This window comes from Alkalihalobacillus sp. TS-13, assembly GCF_019720915.1.
Lineage (GTDB): Bacteria > Bacillota > Bacilli > Bacillales > Fictibacillaceae > Pseudalkalibacillus.
Map to the genome: position 1 here is coordinate 110,678 of NZ_JAHKSI010000003.1, position 22,709 is coordinate 133,386.

Annotated in this window: 18 protein-coding genes and 2 pseudogenes; 15 read left to right on the forward strand and 5 right to left on the reverse strand. The window is 41.1% G+C overall.

Going from position 1 to position 22,709, the window contains the following annotated elements; genetic code table 11:
* The first annotated feature begins 5 nt into the window (after positions 1-5).
* The 4 genes and pseudogenes from KOL94_RS19615 to KOL94_RS19630 form a co-directional block, all read left to right on the forward strand.
* A complete protein-coding gene (locus KOL94_RS19615) occupies positions 6-533 on the forward strand; it encodes a TRAP transporter small permease (RefSeq protein ID WP_221568371.1) in 528 nt (175 codons plus the stop codon).
* Positions 533-1,798, forward strand: a complete 1,266-nt coding sequence (locus tag KOL94_RS19620) for a TRAP transporter large permease (protein ID WP_221568372.1) — start codon at positions 533-535, stop codon at positions 1,796-1,798. Before KOL94_RS19615 ends, KOL94_RS19620 begins: the two co-directional genes overlap by 1 nt.
* Positions 1,799-1,823: 25 nt before the next feature.
* Positions 1,824-2,831, forward strand: a complete 1,008-nt coding sequence (locus tag KOL94_RS19625; RefSeq protein ID WP_221568373.1) for a proline racemase family protein — start codon at positions 1,824-1,826, stop codon at positions 2,829-2,831.
* Positions 2,832-2,957: 126 nt separating this feature from the next.
* Positions 2,958-3,131, forward strand: a pseudogene (locus KOL94_RS19630) (cupin domain-containing protein); the annotation flags it as partial.
* Positions 3,132-3,219: 88 nt separating this feature from the next.
* On the opposite strand, the gene KOL94_RS19635 reads toward KOL94_RS19630, so the two are convergent.
* From KOL94_RS19635 to KOL94_RS19645, 3 genes are all read right to left on the reverse strand, one after another.
* Positions 3,220-4,566 (reverse strand): serine hydroxymethyltransferase, encoded by a 1,347-nt coding sequence (locus tag KOL94_RS19635; protein ID WP_221568374.1) that lies wholly within the window; start codon positions 4,564-4,566, stop codon positions 3,220-3,222.
* A 187-nt stretch (positions 4,567-4,753) separates the two neighbouring features.
* Positions 4,754-6,196 (reverse strand): YfcC family protein, encoded by a 1,443-nt coding sequence (locus KOL94_RS19640; protein WP_221568375.1) that lies wholly within the window; start codon positions 6,194-6,196, stop codon positions 4,754-4,756.
* A gap of 26 nt (positions 6,197-6,222) precedes the next feature.
* Entirely contained in the window at positions 6,223-7,596 is a 1,374-nt protein-coding gene (locus tag KOL94_RS19645) for a M20/M25/M40 family metallo-hydrolase (RefSeq protein ID WP_260412548.1), read from the reverse strand.
* A 476-nt stretch (positions 7,597-8,072) separates the two neighbouring features.
* Here KOL94_RS19645 and KOL94_RS19650 point away from each other — a divergent pair, with 476 nt between their 5' ends.
* The 3 genes and pseudogenes from KOL94_RS19650 (at position 8,073) to KOL94_RS19660 (ending at position 11,037) form a co-directional block, all read left to right on the forward strand.
* Entirely contained in the window at positions 8,073-9,455 is a 1,383-nt protein-coding gene (locus tag KOL94_RS19650) for an amino acid permease (protein ID WP_221568376.1), read from the forward strand.
* Between the two features lie 63 nt (positions 9,456-9,518).
* Positions 9,519-9,803, forward strand: a pseudogene (locus KOL94_RS19655) (cupin domain-containing protein); the annotation flags it as partial.
* 73 nt (positions 9,804-9,876) lie between these two features.
* Positions 9,877-11,037, forward strand: a complete 1,161-nt coding sequence (locus KOL94_RS19660) for an MFS transporter (protein WP_221568377.1) — start codon at positions 9,877-9,879, stop codon at positions 11,035-11,037.
* 198 nt (positions 11,038-11,235) lie between these two features.
* On the opposite strand, the gene bla is transcribed toward KOL94_RS19660, so the two are convergent.
* Positions 11,236-12,168, reverse strand: a complete 933-nt coding sequence (bla, locus tag KOL94_RS19665) for a class A beta-lactamase (RefSeq protein ID WP_221568378.1) — start codon at positions 12,166-12,168, stop codon at positions 11,236-11,238.
* Between the two features lie 415 nt (positions 12,169-12,583).
* Between bla and KOL94_RS19670 the strand changes: the two genes are divergently transcribed.
* A complete protein-coding gene (locus KOL94_RS19670) occupies positions 12,584-14,353 on the forward strand; it encodes a BlaR1 family beta-lactam sensor/signal transducer (protein WP_221568379.1) in 1,770 nt (589 codons plus the stop codon).
* A gap of 75 nt (positions 14,354-14,428) precedes the next feature.
* A complete protein-coding gene (blaI, locus tag KOL94_RS19675) occupies positions 14,429-14,839 on the forward strand; it encodes a penicillinase repressor BlaI (protein WP_221568380.1) in 411 nt (136 codons plus the stop codon).
* Positions 14,840-15,094: 255 nt separating this feature from the next.
* On the opposite strand, the gene KOL94_RS19680 is transcribed toward blaI, so the two are convergent.
* Complete coding sequence (locus KOL94_RS19680) at positions 15,095-15,838, reverse strand: class I SAM-dependent methyltransferase (RefSeq protein WP_221568381.1); 744 nt, start codon at positions 15,836-15,838, stop codon at positions 15,095-15,097.
* Between the two features lie 166 nt (positions 15,839-16,004).
* On the opposite strand from KOL94_RS19680, the gene KOL94_RS19685 reads away from it, so the two are divergent.
* The 6 genes from KOL94_RS19685 (at position 16,005) to KOL94_RS19710 (ending at position 22,702) form a co-directional block, all read left to right on the forward strand.
* A complete protein-coding gene (locus KOL94_RS19685) occupies positions 16,005-16,922 on the forward strand; it encodes an aldo/keto reductase (RefSeq protein ID WP_221568382.1) in 918 nt (305 codons plus the stop codon).
* 114 nt (positions 16,923-17,036) lie between these two features.
* Entirely contained in the window at positions 17,037-18,431 is a 1,395-nt protein-coding gene (locus KOL94_RS19690) for a hypothetical protein (RefSeq protein WP_221568383.1), read from the forward strand.
* 158 nt (positions 18,432-18,589) lie between these two features.
* Positions 18,590-18,760 carry a hypothetical protein gene (locus KOL94_RS19695; RefSeq protein ID WP_221568384.1) on the forward strand — a complete coding sequence of 57 codons (171 nt, stop codon included), beginning with the start codon at positions 18,590-18,592 and terminating at the stop codon, positions 18,758-18,760.
* Between the two features lie 432 nt (positions 18,761-19,192).
* Positions 19,193-19,828 carry a helix-turn-helix transcriptional regulator gene (locus KOL94_RS19700; RefSeq protein WP_221568385.1) on the forward strand — a complete coding sequence of 212 codons (636 nt, stop codon included), beginning with the start codon at positions 19,193-19,195 and terminating at the stop codon, positions 19,826-19,828.
* A 24-nt stretch (positions 19,829-19,852) separates the two neighbouring features.
* Complete coding sequence (locus tag KOL94_RS19705) at positions 19,853-21,406, forward strand: AbgT family transporter (RefSeq protein WP_260412549.1); 1,554 nt, start codon at positions 19,853-19,855, stop codon at positions 21,404-21,406.
* Positions 21,407-21,496: 90 nt separating this feature from the next.
* A complete protein-coding gene (locus tag KOL94_RS19710) occupies positions 21,497-22,702 on the forward strand; it encodes a metal-dependent hydrolase family protein (protein ID WP_221568386.1) in 1,206 nt (401 codons plus the stop codon).
* Positions 22,703-22,709: the final 7 nt, after the last annotated feature.

Consider the following 22,709-nt stretch of genomic DNA (forward strand, 5'->3'; position numbering starts at 1 on the left):
ACCATATGAAACGATTACGGAATGTCATCTATACCACAATTAAATCGATCAATATATTCGCTCTGTTCTTCATGTTTTTTATCCTATTTCTTCAAGTGATAACAAGAAAGGTATTGAATAACCCGCTTCCCTGGCCGGAAGAACTGTCATTGATTGCAATGATATGGATTACGTTTTTTGGAGCTTATCAATGTACTGTTGAGGATAATCATTTAAAGATGGATTTTTTACAAGATCAACTTCCCGAGAGATTGAAGCCATATATATTACTCCTTTCGAAAGGGTTGATTGGTATATTTCTGATTTTGACGGTTATCTGGGCGTACTCATTCATTCAACAATCTGGAAATATCGGTATGCCTGTAACAGATATTCCGATGAGGGTGCCTTACATGATCATTTGGATCAGTTTCATTCTCATGACTATAGAAATTTTGGCTCAGATCCTTTCTGAAATAAAGAGAATTAGTAATGGTCAAACTCAAAACAGCGAGGGAACCAAGAAAGGGGGAGAAAAATGCTCCCAATCTTGATGTTGATATCAATTTTGGTCTTGTTGGCTCTCGGAGTCCCGATTGCGTTCGCACTGGGATTGACAGCGTTAGGTTTCTTAGTCTACTTTGCGGATATTCCGATGGGGTTATTGCTTCAACAATTATATTTAGGAACGAATAGTTTTCCATTACTTGCGATCCCATTGTTCATGCTGGCTGGTTCGTTGATGAACTATGGTGGGATTTCGAAACGTCTAATCAATTTTGCATTATCCGTCATAGGGATGGTCCGTGGAGGACTTGCAATGGTGAATGTTGTCGCTTCTGTCTTCTTTGGGGCGATTACAGGTACAGCTGCAGGTGCAAGTGCTGCTGTTGGTCAAATCATGATACCAGCAATGAAGGAGAAGGGATATTCTCCGAGCTTTTCAGCAGCTGTAACCTCCGCTGGTTCATCTCTTGGGATTGTAATTCCTCCAAGTGTTCCGATGATTTTATATGGGTCGATTTCAGGATTATCTGTAGCAAGTCTATTCCTAGCAGGGGTTCCGATTGGTATAACCATTGCCATCGGCTACATGATAGTGGTTTATATCATCTCTCTTAAAAAGAACTACACATTTACGGAGCAACCATTCACTTTCAAATTCTTTATAAAGTCATTTGTAGTTGCAATTCCTGCATTGCTGGTGCCTGTTGCTATATTAGGTGGAATCATGACAGGATTTGCAACACCAACAGAATCTGCAGCGATTGCAGTTCTAGTAGGTATCATTGCAGGAATTATCTACAAAGAATTAACATGGAAAGGTTTTATCAGTGCTTTGAATGAAAGCGTCATTAACACCGCGCTTGTCATGTTCATCGTGGCAACCGCAAAGATATTAGGCTATTCCTTTTCCGCTCTAGGAATTGGGCAAATGATGCTAGAACCACTGATGACTTTTGGTGATTCACCAGTGAAATTGATGTTAATTGCAAGTCTGATCCTCTTTATTGGTGGATTTATCTTTGATGGGACCGTCATGGTGCTAGTCATCGTCCCGTTATTTTTGCCATTAGTCCAAGCGACTGCAATCGATCCATTGCAGTTTGCAATGGTTGTCATCATTGTATGGGCGATCGGGCAACAGACACCACCTGTAGCAAGTGGATTGTACATCACAACCGCTATAGCGAAAGTCAGCATGCTGCAGGTCAGTCGTTATAACGTCTGGTTCATTCTTGTACTATTTGTAAGTCTTATGGGTATGATTTTCATCCCTGATATTATGCTGTATGTGCCAAGACTATTAATCTCATAAACTTTAGGACAGGGAGCTGTTGTAATTGAATTTTACGAATGTATTCCAAACGATAGAGACTCATACTTTTGGAGAACCAACGCGAATCATTAATGGTGGGTTGCTTAAATTAAAGGGTAAAACAGTGGCTGAACAACGAGATTACATGGCTGAACATTATGTTTGGCTTAGAAATGCCTTGATTCAGGAACCGAGGGGGCACCGTGATATGTTTGGAGCGGTCCTGCTGCCACCTACGAGTGATGATATCGATTTCGGGGTCATCTATATGGATAACTCAAATTTTTTGAATATGTGTGGTCATGCGACAATCGGTGTTGCAACAGCAATCGTTGAAATGGGGCTTGTCGAGGTGAATGGACCAGAGGTGGAATTGGTATTAGAGACACCTGCAGGACTTGTGTATCCAAGAGTGAAGATTGAAAATGGCCGCGTAGAATCCGTCAGCTTCAAGAATGTACCAGGGTTCCTCGAGCAACGAGATGTCCCTATTGACGCTGGAGAGCTTGGAACCGTCACTGTTGATATCAGCTATGGAGGAAATTACTTTGCTTGGGTGGACGTCGACCAAGTGGGAGAAGTAATTCACGTATCAAATGGTTCACAACTTAAGAAGTTCGCGAAGATCATAAAGGATCATGTAAATAGTCAAGTAAAAGTTCAACATCCTACCAAACCTTATATTAATAAAGTTGATATTGTCACCTTTTATGGAAAACCGACAATCCCGGATGCAGATTATAAGAATGTCCATGTTTTCAGTGATCGACAAGCAGATCGATCTCCTGGTGGGACAGGAACAACTGCTATGGTTGCGAGAATGGTCGGGAGAGATGAGATGAAAATCGGCGAGCAGGTTGTTTGTGAAGGATTTGTAGGGGGGAAATTCATCGGCAAAGCACTGAAACACGTTAAAGTTGGTGATCAAGATGCTGTTATAACGGAGATTACCGGCTCTGCATTCATTACAGGATTCCAAAATATCTTGATTGATCCTAATGATCCATTCAAGCATGGTTTTATGGTGGATTAAAAAGAAATTCAACTAAGGCAACTTGCTTATGCGAGTTGTCTTTAGTTTTTTACATACACGAGACTAATCCTGGGTGAATAACATGCCTATAGGGTTTTCGAATAAGTTGAGGGGAAGAGAACATCTATGGCTTATCTCGATTACACGTCTCCTTCAGCCCAGTATGCGTTTGATGTGAATAACAGCACGTTGTTCAAGAAAGACAACCAGAACTACATTAATATCTTAGGGATCAATCAGCTGAATACATTGGAAAACGTGTCGTTACTGGACATTTTCATGAGTACGAACAATGTCATTCATAAAAAAGGAAGCTTAACCCCCTTCGGATAAGCCCCCGTTCTTAATATAAGGTCACCCAGTCATTTAAAAATGTACTCTACAAAGATCAGTCATAGCAATAATGCATTTTTTGGTAGGCTGATCGGAATTCAATGACACGCTTTCGGATAGAATCAACTGTTTCCCTTCCCTCCAAAACACTTACAATATAGTCTGCAATGATATCCATTTCGGCCTCTTTCATACCTAAACGTGTGATTTCAATCGTCCCAATGCGTAACCCACTTGGGTAATCCCAATCCTCAGGTTTGTCGCCGGGAATAAGGTTTTTATTAGTAATAATATTCGCTTTCTCCAATTTTTGTGCGACTTCTAATCCACCACCAAAACGCTTAACGTCAAGAATCACTTGATGAGTTTCTGTAAAACCTTTATGGGAACCGAGCACAGTTATATCTCTTTCATGTAATGCTTTAGCCAATGCTTTTGCATTCGCCACAATTTGTTCCATATATTCTTTTCCGAACGCTAGGAATTCTGCAGCAGATGCAGCCAGAGCAGCGACACGATTTACTTGATGTGTTGCAGCAAGAGCAGGAAAGATCGTATCACTAATTGATTGTGTTTGTTCTGGGTCATTCCAAACAATGATGCCACTCTGAGGGCCACTAAACGTTTTTCCTGCTGATCCCGTCATGATACAAGCTCCCTCATTTAAAGGATCTTGGAATTGCCCCCCTCCAATTAGTCCAAGCTGATGAGCTCCATCAAAGAATATCTTTCCTCCCCACTCATCGACGATCTCAGAGATTTCTTTAAGTGGGAACGGAAATAATGTCATTGAAGCACCGAGTGTAACTAGCTGAGGTTTTACTTGTCTTGCTACCTTTGCAAACTTATCTATATCTACTACCAATTCAACTGGATCCATTGGAACATCATAAATATTTAGTCCCCGAATACCGGCTGGTCCATCATAACGGTTACTAGAATGACCGCCAAATGGTTGTGAAATGGATAAGATATTATCTCCCGGTTTTGTTAGACTTGCATAGACAGTCATATTTCCTATCATGCTTGCGACAAGGCGATGATCTGCATAATTACTCTTAAAGACCTTTTTTAATAACTCTACACATAGGGATTCAATTTCATCGATATACTTAGTTCCTGAAAACCATCTTTGTGTGGGTCCTATATGACCTTCAGCCGCCCTAGTTCCCACTTCAGATGCTAGTAATTGGCGAACGATCGGGCTTGTAGGTGCTTCAGGGGCTAATAGGTTAAGACATTCCTGCCCTCTCCAAATGGCATTTCGGTCGACAGCATCAATAATTTCTTTCTGAATCAATCTCTGAGAAGAACGATTTTCAATAATATCTTTTGCCCAGTTTAACACCTTTTGATCGTGGACCTCGCAATTTTCATTTGTTGTAGTAATCGTTGAATCCATGGTAACCCTCCTAAGTTATTATTTTTTAAGACTACTTTCTTCCGACACGACTCAATGAAGTGTTCTTTAAAAAATCACTGAAATATCCTTCAGTATTTATCCCTTAATAACACTTCCTTACTATCATTCCTCATTGTCTATGGATCACAAGTCTGTGATAACTCTGAGCGGATATTAAATATTTAATCTAGTAAGGTCCATATTGGATCACTACAGCAATTCCTACCAAAATTGCACCAATTACAGTCCAGATTAGAAACAATGGAAAAATAAATTTCAACCATTTCCCGTATGATACTTTTCCTAATGCCAAACAAGCCATTAATGTTCCAGAAAGAGGGGTGATGATATTTGTAATTGCGTCCCCTAACTTAAATGTTATAAATGCAACTTGTCTTGTAACATCTAACATATCCACAATTGGTACCATGATTGGCATAACGATTGCAGCTTGCCCTGTTCCAGAAGTAATGATTGAGTTGAAAAATAAATTAAAGAAGTATAACAATTGCATAGATACAACAGGAGGGAACATATCTAAAGTCGCAGTGGTTCCATTGACAACTGTATCTATGACACGTCCATTTTCTAGTAGAATGATGACAGCTCGAGCTAAACCAACAACAAGAGCTCCATATATTACTTGTGTAATACCTTTCATGAACTCATTTACGAATTGATTCGGGGAAGTCCTTGAAACGATAGCTACAGCAATACCGAGCATAATGAAAATTGCTGAAAGTTCTTTTATATTCCATTTTAGATTAAATGCACCATACAAATAGATTCCAAGGAATGTTACAAACAACAAGAGGATTATTTTTTGTTGTGTTGTAAAAATCGTACTTGTTACAGATTCCTTATCTTCATAATCAGGATACTGAGAAAGATAGTCAGGTCCCATTAGACTGTTAGCCGGGTTGTGCCGTACTTTTTTGGCATATAAACAGATATAAAAAATGGTTATAGAGACAAAAATAACAAAAATCACAAGACGAAATAAAACACCTGAAAATAAAGGAAGCTCAGCAATGCTTTGAGCAAAAACGGTTACTATTGGATCAAAAACTCCTCCAGCCCAACCAGAATAGGATCCTAAGAAAACCAGTGCAACCCCTACAACAGGATCCAGCTTCAGAGACCGAGCAATTATTATTCCTATTGGTACAAAAGCAATAACGATGTTGGCTCCGACTCCAAACGTCGAGAGGACAGCAAATATGCTAGAGAAAGTGACAAGTAACAACAAGTAATTGCCCCTTGTCAATCTAATAAGAGAACCAATTCCTGCTTTAAATGCTCCACTTGATTCAATGAGAGCAAGGGTACCTCCGACTATAAGGATTAGAAATACGATGTCAGCTGATGCAGAAAGTCCTTGTACAATGGATAAAAACAAATCCATTATAGACAAAGATTCACTCTTTACGTATTGAAAACTATTTGGGTCTATCTGTGTAATCCCACCCCTTTCTACTCTCTCATAAGAACCTGAAGGAATAATATAAGAAAGAGCATAAGCGATTAACAGAAAAGAAAATAAAATGACAAAAACATCCGGCATAGGGAATTTTTTGTTTTTCTTAGACTCTTGCACGTCGTTCGTTTCGATATTTGATTTCTCTTCCATTGATACTCGCCCTTTCTAAACAATAGTTATTTATCTGAATATGATTTGGAATACTCACCGAGAGCATGAATTACGTGGCAAGTACACTTAATACCGTTAAAAAAGTAATCTAATTCTAAATTTTCATTAGGAGAATGATTTCTTTGATCGAAATTTGCATAAGGCATTATTACAGAAGGAATGCCTAAGATGCTTGTCCAAACATAGTCAGGTAGGGAGCCGCCAAGACTCGGTTGGATAATCGGCTTCTTTTCATATGATTGTTGTATTGCTTTAGTTACAACTTTCACTATTTCAATATCTGCAGAAGTCCTAGATGGCTTCATCGACCCTAAATATTTCACATCGATGCTAGGATCATAGACTTGAACATGTTGAACGATTTTTTTATAGATATCCATAGGATCCTGATCTACTACGAGGCGTATATCTAGTCTTACAGTGGCCATAGAAGGTATGATCGTTTTCAAGCCGATACCAGTATGACCACTTTCCAGCCCATTAATATTAAATGTTGGTTCCATGGTTAACTTGTGGTAATATGACTCTCCATCCATATTTAAACTGGGATAACCAATTTTGTTACCTATATCTTCAACATCAAAAGGTAATAATTTAAGTAATTCTTTATCCCGTAAAGAGGGAGGACGAATATCTTCATAAAATCCATCAATTAAAACACGACCATCTTTTCCGCGCATTGTATGTAGTAAATCAATTAGCTTCCAAGCTGGATTGGTTAAAATGTTACCAGTATTCCCTGAGTGGTTATCCCACTCTGCCTCTTTTGCCTTTAATTCGAGAGCAAGCACCCCTCTTACACCTAATAAAATAAGCGGGGAACCACTATAATGGGAAGAGCCATCAGCTGTATAAACCAAATCAGCTTTCAATAGGTCTTTATGTTCTTCTACAAAAGCGGCTAAATTAACGCTACCTTTCTCCTCTTCTCCTTCAAATACAAATTTAATATTAATAGGTAGATCCCCAAAGGCTTCTATATATGTATTAATACCAAGGAGTTGGGCCATTAGTTGTCCTTTGTTGTCTCCCGCTCCTCGGCCATATATTCTATTTTCTCTAATAGTGGGTTCAAAAGGGGGGGATTTCCATTCGGTAATTGGGTCTGGCGGTTGAACATCATAATGGCCGTAAATAAGTAGCGTAAAAAAACTTTTATCCTTTATCCTTTCACCATAAACAACTGGATGACCATCAGTTTTCATTATTTGGGTGTTTATCCCCATGGTCTCCATCATTCTCTTGAGCAAATCTGCACACTCAGTAATTCCTTCATCTTGTGTGCTAATACTCCTTTGACGTAGTAGGGTGAACAATTGTTCTAAGTATTCTTCTCGTTTGTTTAGTATTATTTCATCAATCTCGCTTAGCAGTCTCAAATTGCCACCTCCAAAGAATTCAGTAAGATAAGTATTGAATTAAAACATACAGTCGACTGTAGTCTGATTTTTATGATAAAGGGAATAAAATAAAAAAGCAACAGTAATTTTTGAATTATCAGAAAATTAAAAGTTACCTTCGCTTAAAAAAGATAGGACTCATGATTCTGACGTTATGTTACACCCACGGAAAAATGTTGGTAGCTGTTCTAGCCTGGAGAATTAAGCTGCTTATCCTGAATCGAGGCGCGCTGGGGGAATAAAGACATCGCATAAGCTGACAAATTTTAGATCGCGCAGGCATTGGTAAATTGCATACTGGTTATTCGTATTTTCATACATGTAATAATGATCCATTGGGGGCCCTTTTTTAATTCGAAAACAAAATCCTCTTCCCGTGTTTAGTAAAGATTGGCACAATGGCTAATAATAAACAGGCGTATGTGATGACTCTACACTTATAGGGGGGAGTTTACATGAAACATCATCACTTGTTTGAACAGTCTGTGCAACATGCGAAGGATAAGCAACTGAAAAAAGGGAAGGGACTAAGATGGTGGCAGCTTTCCCTTATAGGAATCGGTTCGATCATAGGTGCTGGTTTTTTCCTGGGGACAGGTCTTTCAATCAAAATTGCGGGACCATCTATTTTGATTGGTTACTTGATCGCGGGGTTGACCACTTTCTTTGTATTCAGTTCTTTGGCCGAAATGACAGTAAATGACCCAGAAACAGGCTCTTTTCGGACATATGCAAGGAAAGCATTCGGACATTCTGCAGGGTTTCTCTCAGGGTGGATGTATTGGTTGTCCGGTGTCTTGATCATGTCCAGTGAAATCGTGGCGCTTTCGACCTTTACACAGTTCTGGTTTCCTCATATCCCATTATGGTTATTTTCGATTATTTACGCGGTGTTGGGCTTTGGAATCAATTTGCTCGGAGTGAAAAACTTTGGACAGATCGAGTCTTTATTTGCCATTATTAAATTATCAACGCTCATCATTTTCATCATCTTTGGAACATTGTTCTTGTTGGATTTCATCAGTCCGAAGGATATCGTCGCCGTAAACCACTCAGGAATCGGTGATCTTTTTCCAAACGGGATCGGTGGGTTATGGTCAGCGATGATTTTCATCTTCTTTTCATTCGGGGGGATTGCCGTTGTAGGGATCGCATCATCGGAACTTGAAAGTAAGAAAGATGTTCCAAAGACAGGTGTAGGACTGATCATCACCTTGATTTCAATCTACATATTATCCTTATTTTTTGTATTGGAAATGGTGGACTGGACCATCATCAACGAGTCGGAAAGTCCTTTTGTGACAGCACTATCGGCATTCCAAATCCCTTATCTGGATACCATCTTTAATGTCATCATCATCAGTGCAGCCTTTTCAACGATGGTAGGAGCCTTGTTTTCGATCAGTCGTGTCATGGTTTCGCTGGCTAAGGATGGGGATGCACCAAAAATACTGCAAAAGAAAAATAATCGTGGTGTAGCGTTACCGGCCCTGTCATTGACGGCAGTTGGACTGACGATTTCCATTCTTTTTTCATACCTTTTACCAGGTACGATGTATGAATATGTGACGACTTCTGCAGGTGTCATGCTGATTTTGAACTGGGTGATCATCCTAGCCTCACAGATTAAACTACATCCTACGTATGCCGATAACCATGGGACATTCAAAGCATTCGGATCTCCATATACTTCCTATATAGGCATTTTGATTATTTTACTCGCCATTTCAGGCGCCATCGTCCATGTAAGCCAAAGAATCGGCCTGTTTATCAGTATAGGGATGATTTTAGTGATCTTCATTTTTTCGAAATTCAACACTAGAGAAAAAACGAGATAAATACAACTCCATGTGGGGTTACTCTTGCATCCGTCCTTGATACCGACGTGTTTCATAGCGTACATAAATAAAACGCAAGTGGCGAATGTTCCACAAGGCTGGTGGCATTATGAAATCGTACTTGATGCATCGACCCCAGAGTTCATTTTAGGCTCGGATATTTTACACTTCACTCCTGCGAATATCATGGCGCATTCGTATTGCATGGATGAAAACCAATGGAAACAAGTGACCCGCTCAGTCAAACCGTCCACCTATATCGGTCCATACAAGGATTGCAATCGGCCGCAACAGGGTCAACCACCACAACAATTTGTTCCACAACACCCACCTTATTCACAATATTAATTATGTTTATCAAAAATTTCTCAGCATGTCTCTTTTTCAATTTCGTTCATACACTTATGGTGGAGGCGATTTTATGGACGAGAGAAGAAGGGGCATGGCTGCGATTTTCACGGTGCTGTTCCTGGTGTCTTTGAGCTTACATATCCAGTATCCGATCTTCACGCCTTATGCGGTTGCGCTTGGGGCGACGAGCTTCTTTGTTAGTATCATGATGAGTATGTCTTCCTTCGCGAACATGTGCGGGAACTTGATCGCTGGCCCGCTGATCGATTTTTTCGGGAAGAAGAAGTTCATTGTCGTGCCGCTGTTTTTATCGGGCTTATTGATGATGGCACATGGCGTTGCAGCGAATCCTGACGTGTTATTGGTGTTGCGTTTGTTCAATGGGCTTGTCCTTGCGTTCATGACTCCGGCTTGTTTTGCGCTGTTGTCCGGCTATGCGAAGAATAGCCATCAACAGGGGAAGTATATGGCGTTCAATGGGTTACTCATGACGATTGCACATATTCTTTCGCCGACGATCGGTGGGTATCTGGTTGAAATAGTCAATTATCAGGGTACCTATTTCCTTATTGGTGGATGTATTCTCATTACAGCGATCATCGCACTGTTGTACGTTAGGGAATTCGAACCGATCATCGTTCATAAGAAAGAGCAGGCTGACAGCGGTGGGCTGAAGCTGGATCGGCATCTGTTGATGATCTATTTCGTCGCTTTCTCGTTGATGTACGCGCAAGGAACACTCGGGTATGAGCTACCGTTTTTGGTAGTGGAAAAAGGGATGTCGACAAGTGATGCCGGGAAGCTGTTCAGCTATATCGGGGTCGGTACGCTCGTCATCGTCTGTATGACGTGGATCAACCGGATTTCCGCGTTGTTGCGCACGGGGGTTGGCATGCTTGTGTTGGCTGCGTGTTTTTACCAGATGGTGGTACCATTCACTCCACTTAGCCTCGGGCAGCTGTTGTTCGTCCTTGGAATCGGTTTGGGGATACTGTTCCCGGCCATCACAACCTTGATTACGGAGAAAATCGATAAAACTAAACATGGCACCGCCTTTGGCATACTGTCTGCGGTTTTCTCATTAGGAATTATCGCAAGTTCACTTACAGCCGGTGCAGTTCGGGATTTTATTTCACCTTACTTCATCGCGTTTATCGTGGTTGCGCTGGCCATTACGGTTATCGGGTGGCAGGGACTCGGCTATAAAGATAAATCGGTTGTTTCGAATTAAGTGTGAAAAAAACTGTATCGTTTTGGGTTCAATTTCAAATTTAATGCCCAAAATGGTATAGGATTCAACACTAAAATTGGCATAATAAATGCAAAAAGACTCGTTGAATTGACGAGTCTTTTTGCTTGTGCGTCTGGTATGGGAACAAACTCAAGAGTTCAATTTTCAAACGTTTCAAACATTTGTTACTGTCCCTTCCTACTGATGTTTGACTTTAAGGCTATTGATTACTTTCTTTGTTGCCTCAGCGATAAGCTTGTCGTTATAATCAGCATCCTTTTTATCACGACTAGAAAGGACAGCAAGAACAATTGGATCTCCTTTCGGTGGCCAAATGATCGCAATGTCATTTCGCGTTCCATATGACCCTGCACCAGACTTATCAGCTACTTCCCATCCTTCCGGCACCCCAGCCTGAATTAATGTATCACCAGTGGTATTTCTCTTCATCCAATCTATTAAAAGTTCACGTTTCTCAGTTGGGATCGCTTCTCCAAGTGTGAACATTTGAAGGCTGGTGGCAAGTGCTCTCGGCGTGCTAGTATCTTGAGTTTCTCCTGGTTTAACTTCGTTTAACTCTGGTTCAAATCGCTCAGGATTAGTTACATCATCACCAATCTTTCTGAGTGATACTTTAAGCCCGCTAGGCCCACCCAGTTGCTTGAGTATCAGGTTCTGCGCAGTATTGTCACTGTATCGAAGAGAGGCATCGCTCAGCTCTTTAAGAGTCATTCCTGTCTCGACATGTTGCTCAGTGATTGGACTATAAGTCACAAGATCATCTTGGGTATAAGTAATCTTTTGATTAAGGTCTTCTATTGACTTTTGTTGTAACAGGGCTCCTACTGTCAGGGCTTTAAGAGTAGATGTATGTGCAAAACGTTCATCTGGTCGATAGGTTAGAGTTTGGTTGGTACCTGTATCCAGTGCAAAGACACCAATTTTAGCATTATATTTATCCTCAAGTTTGGCTAAATCATCTTTAATGGCGGTTTCTTTATTTTTTTGAACAGGTTGAGAAGCAGAATATGTGTTACCGGCTGAACAACCTATAAGCATGACAGATGAGAGAAGTACAGGTGCAATTTTTTTCAGTTTAAACGTATTAAAAACCGTGAGCCATGATTTCATTAAAATCCAACCTCTTTCTGAAAAATTTTATAAAATGCAGCATCTATAGATGGCATAGGCAGTGTAGTGAGTGGCACAGATACATGGGAGACAGTCAACTTTTTTAGACAAACGATATAACAAACACTTCTGTTAACCCTCCTTTCGACTACGAGTGTAATACAATACTACATTTGTAATCTATTAATGTCAAATTTGTTATCAAGTTTAGATAGAAGAGGACTCTCTTAAAGCCGTTAGTTTGCTCTATAAGGGTGCTAGCCCGTTTAGTAGTGTTCACAAGGGATTACTAGATTGATTAACGAACAATGGGATGCTAAAATTAGGCATTACAAATTGAGCTTTTTTGTAGTAATTAAGGAATCGAGTCCTGAATGAAAGTGAAGACTCGAGGACGAGGATGGGGACGAGTAACATGTTCACTAATTTCGTAGTTAGTTTAATAGTGTCTTCGTTTACCATTGCAGTCATTATGCTGATCAAGAAAGTCTTCCAAAAACAATTATCAGCGAAATGGCAATACAATCTATGGTTCTTATTGCTGATTGCATTGACACTTCCTTTTATACCGAAGCAGTTGATTGATTTTGGAGATCATTTCATTTCATGGGATGTTACTCAAAGGAATGGAATAGGCCGTACTTCTAATGCCAATGGAGACGATGTGTCCAGAAACGTAAATTGGATGCAAGACTTTACGTTATCTGTAGATCGCTCCAGTCCAGAATTACTGAATATCGTTTTAGCCGGAATATGGATTGCCGGGATGTTAGTCATGATTGTTCTGACTATACATGCTCTGCTAAAGGTAAAGAATATTAAAAGGACTACAACTGAACTGAAGAATAAAGAAGTTCGCTGCTTATTCGATCAGTGTAAGCAGCGGCTATTGATATCAAGACATATGGTTGTAGGAGAATCGCCACTTGTCAAAACACCGATGACATTTGGTCTTTTTAAAACCTATGTCGTGATGCCGGCTCATTTTGACGCATGGCTTTCTATTGATGAAATTAAACACATTTTTTTACATGAATTGAATCACTATAAATATAAAGATATTGCAACGAATTACCTGACTGTCATTTACCAGATTTTATACTGGTTTAATCCGCTTGTTTGGTTTGCTTTTAAGGAAATGAGATTGGATCGTGAAATAGCCTGTGATAGTGCTGTTTTAAATACTTTGGATGAGGACCAGTATGCGGAATACGGGAATACGATCATTAACTTTGTGGACAGAGCATCATATCCGAAAAATTTCCCTTTGACCAATCAGCTGAACGGCTCTAAGGAACAAATAAAAAAACGGATTAAGAAAATCGCATCCTATACGAAGGAATCAAAGCAGTTGAAGCTGAAGAGTATAGCGATCTTTATGCTTGTGGGAGTATTTGTTGCAAGTCAAATTCCACTTGTTTCTGTCATAGCAGGCGATAAGGAGCGTTACGATTTTAATAGTGAGCGGGCAGTATATGAGGATCTAAGCGAATATTTTTCAGGTCATGAGGGGAGCTTTGTATTATATGATATGCAAGGTGATCGGTATAGCATTTATAATGAGAATAAAAGTACTTTAAGAGTTTCTCCGAATTCCACTTACAAGATTTATAGTGCGCTGTTTGGATTGGAGTCTAATGTCATTGCAAGGGGAAATTCCAAAATTAAATGGAATGGTCTGCAGTACCCTTATGATTCTTGGAACATGGATCAGAATCTATCTACAGCTATGACAAATTCAGTAACCTGGTACTTTCAAGAACTGGATAAAAGAATTCAACTTGACAGTATCCAAGCTTATCTAAAAGAAATAGGCTATGGTAATTACGATGTTTCTGGAGGAATCGAACAATATTGGTTAGAGTCTTCCTTAAAGATATCTCCAATAGAACAGGTTCAATTACTACGAGCTTTTTATACAAACCAATTTGGATTTAAAGAGAAGAATGTCAGGACCGTTAAAGATACGATAAGATTAGAGGAGAAAAATGGTTCGAAACTCTCAGGGAAAACCGGTACAGGCAATATAAATGGCAATAATATTAACGGCTGGTTTATTGGGTATGTAGAAACTACGGAGAACACTTATTTCTTTGCAACGAATATACAAAATGAAAATAATGCCTACGGAAGTAAGGCGGCAGAAATCACGTTGTCTATTTTAAGAGATAAAGGGATCTATTAAGAATTATGCTTATGACATCTGCTATATGGTGGGGGTTCTACTACGTAAGAAGGCAGAAAAAGGAGGAGGATAAGAGTGTCTGATAAAGTACCTAATATCTCTGAAGCAGAATGGGAAGTCATGAACGTGCTTTGGGAAAAAGCACCGCAAACGGCCAATGAAGTCTATTCCATATTGGAAGAGCGGATGGATTGGAAGCTGAAGACAGTACGAACTCTTTTGGATCGTCTTGTTCAAAAAGGGGTTGTCGGTGTAAATAAAAATCAGAAGGTCTATACTTTTTTTCCACTTTACTCACAGGATGAATGTCAGCAAGCTGAGGCACAGTCCTTTATCAATCGAATTTATGGCGGCACTTTAAAATCGATGCTAGTTCAGTTCATTCAGGACAAATCCTTGTCGGAGGAGGATATCAATGAATTACGCTCAATTTTAGATGAAAAACCTAAAAGTGAGAGTAAGTCAAAGGGAGATAGTGAAAGGTAATGATGGTATTGTCCTTTAATGAATTTGACTTTGACTCAATTTGATGGTGCTTTACTTATATACCATCGTAGGGGCTGTCCTAAAAGAAAAGTGTCAGATACCTCCAACACAACACTTTGAATCAAAAACCACGATTTATCTCAAAATGTTGTTAAGTTCGGAGAGACTCAGACATTTTTGGGACACCCCCTCTATTGTCATTACTTATTAGTTATGCATCCCATAGCTGAATCCTTTATGATCAGTCCTAGACTTTTAATCCTCTTTTTTGATTCCAGATACAATGATGACTGGCGGGAACATGGAGAAATAAAATTGTGATTTCTCTATTTCTTTCAAACCGGCTTTTCCCAAAATAGCTGGATACTCCTCGACATACATGAAATCCATGATCGCCACTCGGCCGTCCGGCTTTATGATCCGTACGATTTCTTCCAGGGCTTTTTGCCTCTCATCTGGATCAGGTATCGTATGGATCGTAAGGCTCGTAGCGACAGCATCGAATGTTTCGTCTTCGAACGGCAGGTTGCGGGCATCAGCGGTTTGGACTTCAATCTGGTCTTTGACTCCTTCTGTCTCTGCGTTTTGCAAGGTGGTTTCAGGCGCATTTTGGTTCCGCTTATCACTCCAGTTGTCGATACCGATGACTTTCCCTCCAGATACTTGCTTTGCGAGTGAATGCATCAGGAAACCTTTGCCACAACCCACATCCAGGACAACATCGTCTTTGTTCAAATTCAACTTAACGAGCATATCGTTGACAACACGGCCTTGTCCTTTTTTGCTGCTCAATGTCATCCAAGTCGTCTCTCCATAGCTGATGATGGTGATGGCAAGGAAGATGAAGGATACTACAGTCCATACGAGTCCTTCTAATTGAAAAAGAAAAATCGCCGCGATCAATAGGATGCTGCCGAGCACCCACATGATCTTGACCTCGCGAATTCCTTCAATCCCATAATTCGCTTTATTTGCGACGGAATAGCTCGGTTTGGACATTCCGTTTCGCCCCCTCGAAATAGTTCATGTATTGGTTAATTCGAGTTTATCATAGATTCCTTCGGCTTGGCTGTCATTCGCTTTACTGGTTAAAAGCAGAGTGATGGCAGTCAGCGGAATCATAGTGTTAGAATAAACACATGACTACGCTAAAGAGGTGTTCTTTTTGAAGAAAATCAAGTTGGGGAACAGTGGTTTGGAAGTAGGCGAGATTTCATTAGGCTGTATGCGGATGAGTTCACTTTCTAAAGATGATGCGAGGCACGTCATTGAAAATGCGATGGAGCATGGCGTTGATCTATTCGACCATGCTGATATTTACGGTGGCGGAGAATCGGAGTCTGTTTTTGCAGATGCGATCGACATGAATCCTTCTGTCCGTGACAAGATGGTCATTCAGACGAAATGCGCGATTCGTAAAGGATTTTATGATTATTCGAAAGAACATATTCTGAATTCAGTTGAGGGCAGCCTGAAGCGTTTGAAAACAGACTACATCGATATTTTCCTGCTTCACCGGCCGGATGCCTTGATGGAGCCAGAGGAAGTAGCAGAAGCGTTCAATGAGCTGAAGGAAAGCGGGAAGATCCGTCATTTTGGTGTCAGTAACCACAACTCGATGCAGATCGAACTTTTAACGAGGTCTCTGGATCAGGAGTTGATCATCAATCAGATGCAATTCAGTCTCATGCATACGCCTATGATTGATGCTGGAATCAATGTGAATATGCAAAATGAAGGATCGCTTATGCGGGAGGGCGGCATGCTTGAGTACAGCCGCTTGAACAATATGACGATCCAGGCATGGTCTCCTTTCCAATACGGGATGATCGAAGGTCCGTTCGTCGGGAATGAGGACTACCCGGAAGTGAATGCGAAACTGCAGGAGCTCGCTGAGAAATATGGTGTGACCGATTCAGCGATTGCGATTGCCTGGATCTTACGTCACCCTTCTAAAATCCAGCCTGTGGTCGGTAGCATGAACCCGCAGCGGATGGCGGATATCGCAAAAGCTTCCCATGTGGAACTTACACAAGAAGAATGGTACGAGCTTTATCGTGCTGCAGGGAATAACTTGCCATAAAGGATGATGAAAAAATAACTCCTGGAACTAGGGGTTATTTTTATTGGATGGGAGTAACATGAGTCTTTTATGAAATTATGCTATATTAGAGTTACGAATAGGGGGAATTATGAGATGGATCAAGATCAATTTTTACTGTATGATCAGAAAAATCCAATCGAATTACGAACTGAAAGAATGGCGCTCTATCGCCAGGGCGAAATCATTGAAGCGTTTAGTAAAGACAATGAAGTATATTATCTGTTCTTCTATAAATATCAGTTCCTCACTGCGGTTAAAGCCACTAGACTTCGACGTCTATCATTCATCCAACATGCTTTCACGGAAGGTATGGTCTTCAACGCTCCCCATCCGTTGATCAATAAATTACTCACGTCCAACCACCCATGTAAAATCGTCAGCTATAAACTGTTATTGAATAAACTTGAAAAGAGCTATACCTCGCAAGAAAAAGCATTCATCCTGACCTTCTTCGAATCATTCATTCCCAAAAAGCAATTGTTCAATGAAATCAAATCTGTTTTTTACCAATATAACCGCAATGGACAGACATTTCTTGGCTATCAAATCGTCCGGATCATGAGGGATTTTGCACCGGATCATAGTTTAGTTGAACAGCTGGCCAGTGATATCAAGGTCGAGAAATATGCTGAGCTGTATAGACATGAATCCGATAAAATCCTTTCAAAGGATCCTATTTTTGCAGAAAAAGCACTCTATGCAAAGAAAGACTCAGATAAAAGCTTCCAACAACTCACAGATCGTCTCGAAAAAGATAACCGCTGGATTGATCTGGTCGCATTATTCAGTCATAAACTCACCAAAACACCGTCTGCGGAATTTTACCGCCCTCTTATCCAACTACTTGAACAACATTTCAATGAACAGGAAACGATGTTCTTTTTAGAAACACTATCCGATGAAATTCCTGACTTCATTCCACTGCAGCACGATTTGTTCGTACACTACGTCCAACACCATAAAATTGAAGAAGTATCCCGCATGATGACGAATTATGACTTCAAACTCAGCAAATCCCAAATCGAGATTTTCGGTGATCTACTTGAACAACTGGATCTGAAACAACATACATTTGAGCCTGAAATGCTTCATACGTTACTGAAGCCTGTCTTGACTCAGTATCCTGATAAAGGTGAGACACTCCTGAAGAAATCCGTCGTTTCGTTGCTGAAAACGTATGATCTGGATTATATCGAAAGCTGGCTGGAACCTTTTAAGGATATTCGGAATGAGCTCGAAGTCGTAGGGAAAATCCATGTGATGGTAGAACTTCTTGATGATCCTGATCAAATGCAAGCGCTCGGTGAACTGTATTATGAATTCAGGCAGTTGGATCAAGCGGTGGAATGCTTCAGCTGGGAGACAGAACTGAAGCCTGATGCTCCAAAACCGTTACAATGGCTTGCCAAAGTATATGGAGAGATGGGAATGACACAGGAGTCAGAAGCTTACAGACAGATGTGCATCAACCTGCAAAAACTAGCTTGATTACCACTCTTTGATTGTCGAAAAAAGAAAGCGGACTATAGTCCTTCTCCAGACGAGTTATGTCGCAAATGTGTTGTAGAACATTCGGTGTTTTGCTCCATATTTGCGATTTTTCATGCAAAATGGAAATTCAAGGTAATAGGAATATAGAATTAAACATGGATGTAATTATGTTAAATATAAAAGAAAACTCAATATCCTTACTTGGTACGTTGAGAGGAAGAAGTATACATACGAATGAATTCCTGCAGTTGCCTTTGTTGATGGACCTGGTAAAAAAACATTCTTTGAATACATTAAAACGAACGGGATCAATCCTATTTGATTGAAAAGATTAAAGAAGATTTACTTATGGCACCTGCTCATGAACAAATGATTATGATCAGGAATCATTTCCTCAATCATCATCCCTCAGAACTTGCTCTTTGCAGTGTTGAAGGTATCTGACACTTTTCTTTTAGGGCAGCCCTTTTTGTGTGCAAAAAGCGCTTTTTATTACTTTTTTTACAAATCCATACATCGTTACCATCAGTTTTTTTAAAAAATTTTTATAAAATTAAATTTTTTGTTGAAACTTCTGACACATCTCTGTAAAATTGGTTGCAATATTCAAAAAACTCAATTTAACCATTTAATCTATTAAAGGAAGGTGGGCGGTGAGAAAATGGGAACGCATTTTATGGAAGGTTCCACTAGGAGAGTGCTAGAAAACAGCACGATTTTACAGAGAAAGAAGAATCAAATCTCTGGGGGTTGTATACATGAATCATGTCAGTACGGAGCTTCATCCTGTCTTCAAGCGATATATACCGATTGCTGAAGGCATCGCGAAAACATTTGGCAGCCATTGTGAAGTTGTTGTCCATGATCTGACGGACGTCCCTGCTTCAGTTGTGGCGATCTTCAACGGACAGGTGACAGGGAGGAAGGTCGGTTCATCGATTACGAGTTTTGGTCTAAATCTACTTCGGAAAGTAGAGAAGGGTACGGATAGTCTCTTAAACTACGTGGATGAAGACGTGAAGGGGAAGCGGGTCAAATCTAGTTCAATCTATATCCGGGATGATGACGGTCATTTGATAGGTTGCTTAAGCATCAACCTCGATATCACCCACTATTCCATCGCAGAAAAGCTGTTGGCTGAAATGACCTCATCTAAGAAAGATGAGGAATCATCGGAACTATCCATCTCACAATTTGAAAACCAAATGATTGAAAAAGCAGTGGAGAAAATCGGGAAGCCGGTTCAGATGATGGACAAGTTCGAACGAATGGAATTCATCTATCTGCTTGATGAAATGGGCTTGTTCCGTATAAAGGGATCGATCCAGAATGTCGCATCACTGCTTGGCGTTTCGAAATTCACAATCTATAACTATCTGGATAAAAAAACATAGTAACTTAGACTAGGAGGGGTAAAAATGAGCATGCCAGAGCTCGGAAAACAGGGGGGAGTCAAAAAAAGAAGTATGTTCAACAGGTTCCTCGATTGGATTGAAAAATACGGGAACAAGCTGCCGGACGTACTCACGTTGTTTGCAATTTTCACAGGACTTATTTTGGTCTCATCCTTTATTGCTGGAAGGTTGAAATGGAGTGCAGTAAATCCTGCTACGGATGAAACGATTACGGCAGTGAACCTGCTTGATGGAAAAGGAATTGTAAAGATCCTTACCGAAATGGTCAATAACTTCATGTCGTTCCCGCCACTCGGCCTCGTATTGGTTGTCATGCTGGGGGTCGGGCTTGCTGAATCGACAGGTCTTGTTTCAGCGTTCATGAGAAGGGTTGTTCTTGCATCACCGAAATTTCTGATCCTGCCGATCATCGTCTTGATCGGGATGCTCGGAAATGCTGCCGCAGACGCTGCATTGATCGTCCTGCCGCCAATTGCAGCCCTCGTGTTCATGACATTGGGAAGACATCCGATTGCTGGCCTAGCGTTAGGTTATGCAGCGGTATCAGGCGGTTTCAGTGCCAACCTGATCTTGAACATGCTCGATGCGTTAGTAGCTGGTTTTACGATTTCAAGTGCCCAGATCATCGACCCGAATTATGATGCAAGTCCTGCGATGAACTATTACTTCTTGTTTGCATCGACATTCGTTTTATTGCCAGTCGCCGTATTCGTCTGTTCCAAAATCGTTGAACCTCGTCTTGGTGAATATACGTTGAAGGCACAGGTTGATACGAAAACGGAACTTACGAAAGAAGAGAAACGTGGTTTACGCTGGGCTGGTGTTTCGGTCGTTGTATTCCTCGTAATCATGGCATTCATGACGATTCCTGAGAATGCACTTTTACGGAATGCAGAGACTGGTTCACTTGTGGAAGAGTCACCGTTCATGCAAGGGCTTGTCCCGCTTATGCTTTTTTTCTTCTTCATTCCTGCACTCTTTTTCGGAATCGGGGCGAAAGTCATCAAGTCGGATAAAGATGTCGCCGAGCACCTGACAAAAGCGATGTCAGGCATGGGATATTATATCGTTCTTGCCTTTATCGCAGCTCAAATGATCACGTATTTCAACTGGAGCAACCTTGGCTCGATCATTGCAATCAAAGGAGCGGCTTTCTTACAGAGTACAGGTCTTACTGGTCTGCCGATGTTGATCGCCTTCATCCTGTTCTGTGCAGTCGTCAACCTGTTGATCGCCAGTTCTTCAGCAAAATGGGCGTTGCTTGGACCGGTATTCGTGCCGATGTTCATGCTTCTGGGCTATAATCCAGCGTTTACACAGCTGGCGTATCGTATTGGAGACTCGATCACAAATACGATCACGCCAATGCTCGCTTATTTCGCAATCCTTCTCACCTTTGCGAAGAAGTATGATCCGAAGATGGGTGTCGGAACGCTTATGTCTGTCCTTCTTCCATACTCGATCGGTTTTACGATTTTCTGGACGCTTCTGTTCGCGGTTTGGTATTTCTTAGGACTGCCGCTCGGGCCAGGAGAATACATCCATTTGAAAAACTGATCTTTTTAAAACAGGGAGGGTTACTGGATGGTACCCTTCCTACCCTATTTTTTACATTGATTCTTTAAAAAAGGAAAAGGAGGGTAACAGATGAAAACAAAGGTGACCAATGTTCGCTTATTCGATGGCTATAAGCTGCATCCGGATAAGACGATGATTGTCTTTGATGAAAAAGGGATTACGGTGATCGGGAAGAATGCAGATGGAATCGATGCTGATCAAGTGATTGACGGGGAAGGGTTGACCTGTTTGCCTGGCTTGATGGATTGTCACGTGCATCTCACCATGGATGGCAATCCCGATCCTTTTCGGGAGCTGTCAGATGATTCCGAAGCAGATGGTTCGTTCCGTGCTGTCGTTAACGCACGTAAACAATTGGAGGCGGGCGTGACCACCGTACGGAATGTCGGGGCTCAGTATAATATCGATATCGCACTCCGCAACGCGATTGAAAAAGGGGTCATTGAAGGTCCTCGGGTCTTAGCGTCTGGAAAACCGATTGTCATGACTGGCGGACACGGCCATAACATGGCGATTGAGGCGGACGGTGTTGATGAAATTCGTAAGGCAGCGAGAACTCAATTGAAGGCAGGTGCTGACCTGTTGAAGCTGATGGCTACTGGCGGTGTCATGACGCCAAACGTCGATCCTGGGGCTGCCCAGCTTGATGAAGACGAGCTGCGTTGTGCCTGTACGGAAGCCTCTAAAGCCGGAAAAACGACCGCTGCACACGCACAGGGGAGAGAAGGCATCAAGAATGCGATCCTTGCTGGGATTACGACTATTGAACATGGGATCTACCTTGATGACGAATTGATCCAGATGATGTTGACGTCTGGTACATATCTCGTACCGACCCTCTCAGCACCATTTTTTATTGCCGAAAACGGGGTGGAAGGCGGCATACCTCAACATGCAATTGAAAAAACAAAGATCGTGATGGAGGATCATAAAAAGAGTTTCTTACAAGCTTATGAAGCTGGAGTGAAAATTGCAGCTGGTACGGATGCAGGAACGCCGTTCAACCTTCACGGGGACTTTCCGAAAGAGCTTGAATTGATGGTCGAATACGGAATGGATGAAGTGGACGTACTACGCTCAGCGACAGCCATAGCAGCTAGTGCAATGGACATTTTAAAGGAAACAGGATCAGTGGAAGAAGGAAAACGAGCTGATTTGTTGTTTGTTGAAGGAAACCCAGTTGAAGAAATTTCAGATGTACGGAACGTCGTTTACGTGTTTAAAAATGGAAAATGTGTTGCGAAGAACAATGAAAAAACACCTCAAAAGGTGTAATACCAAT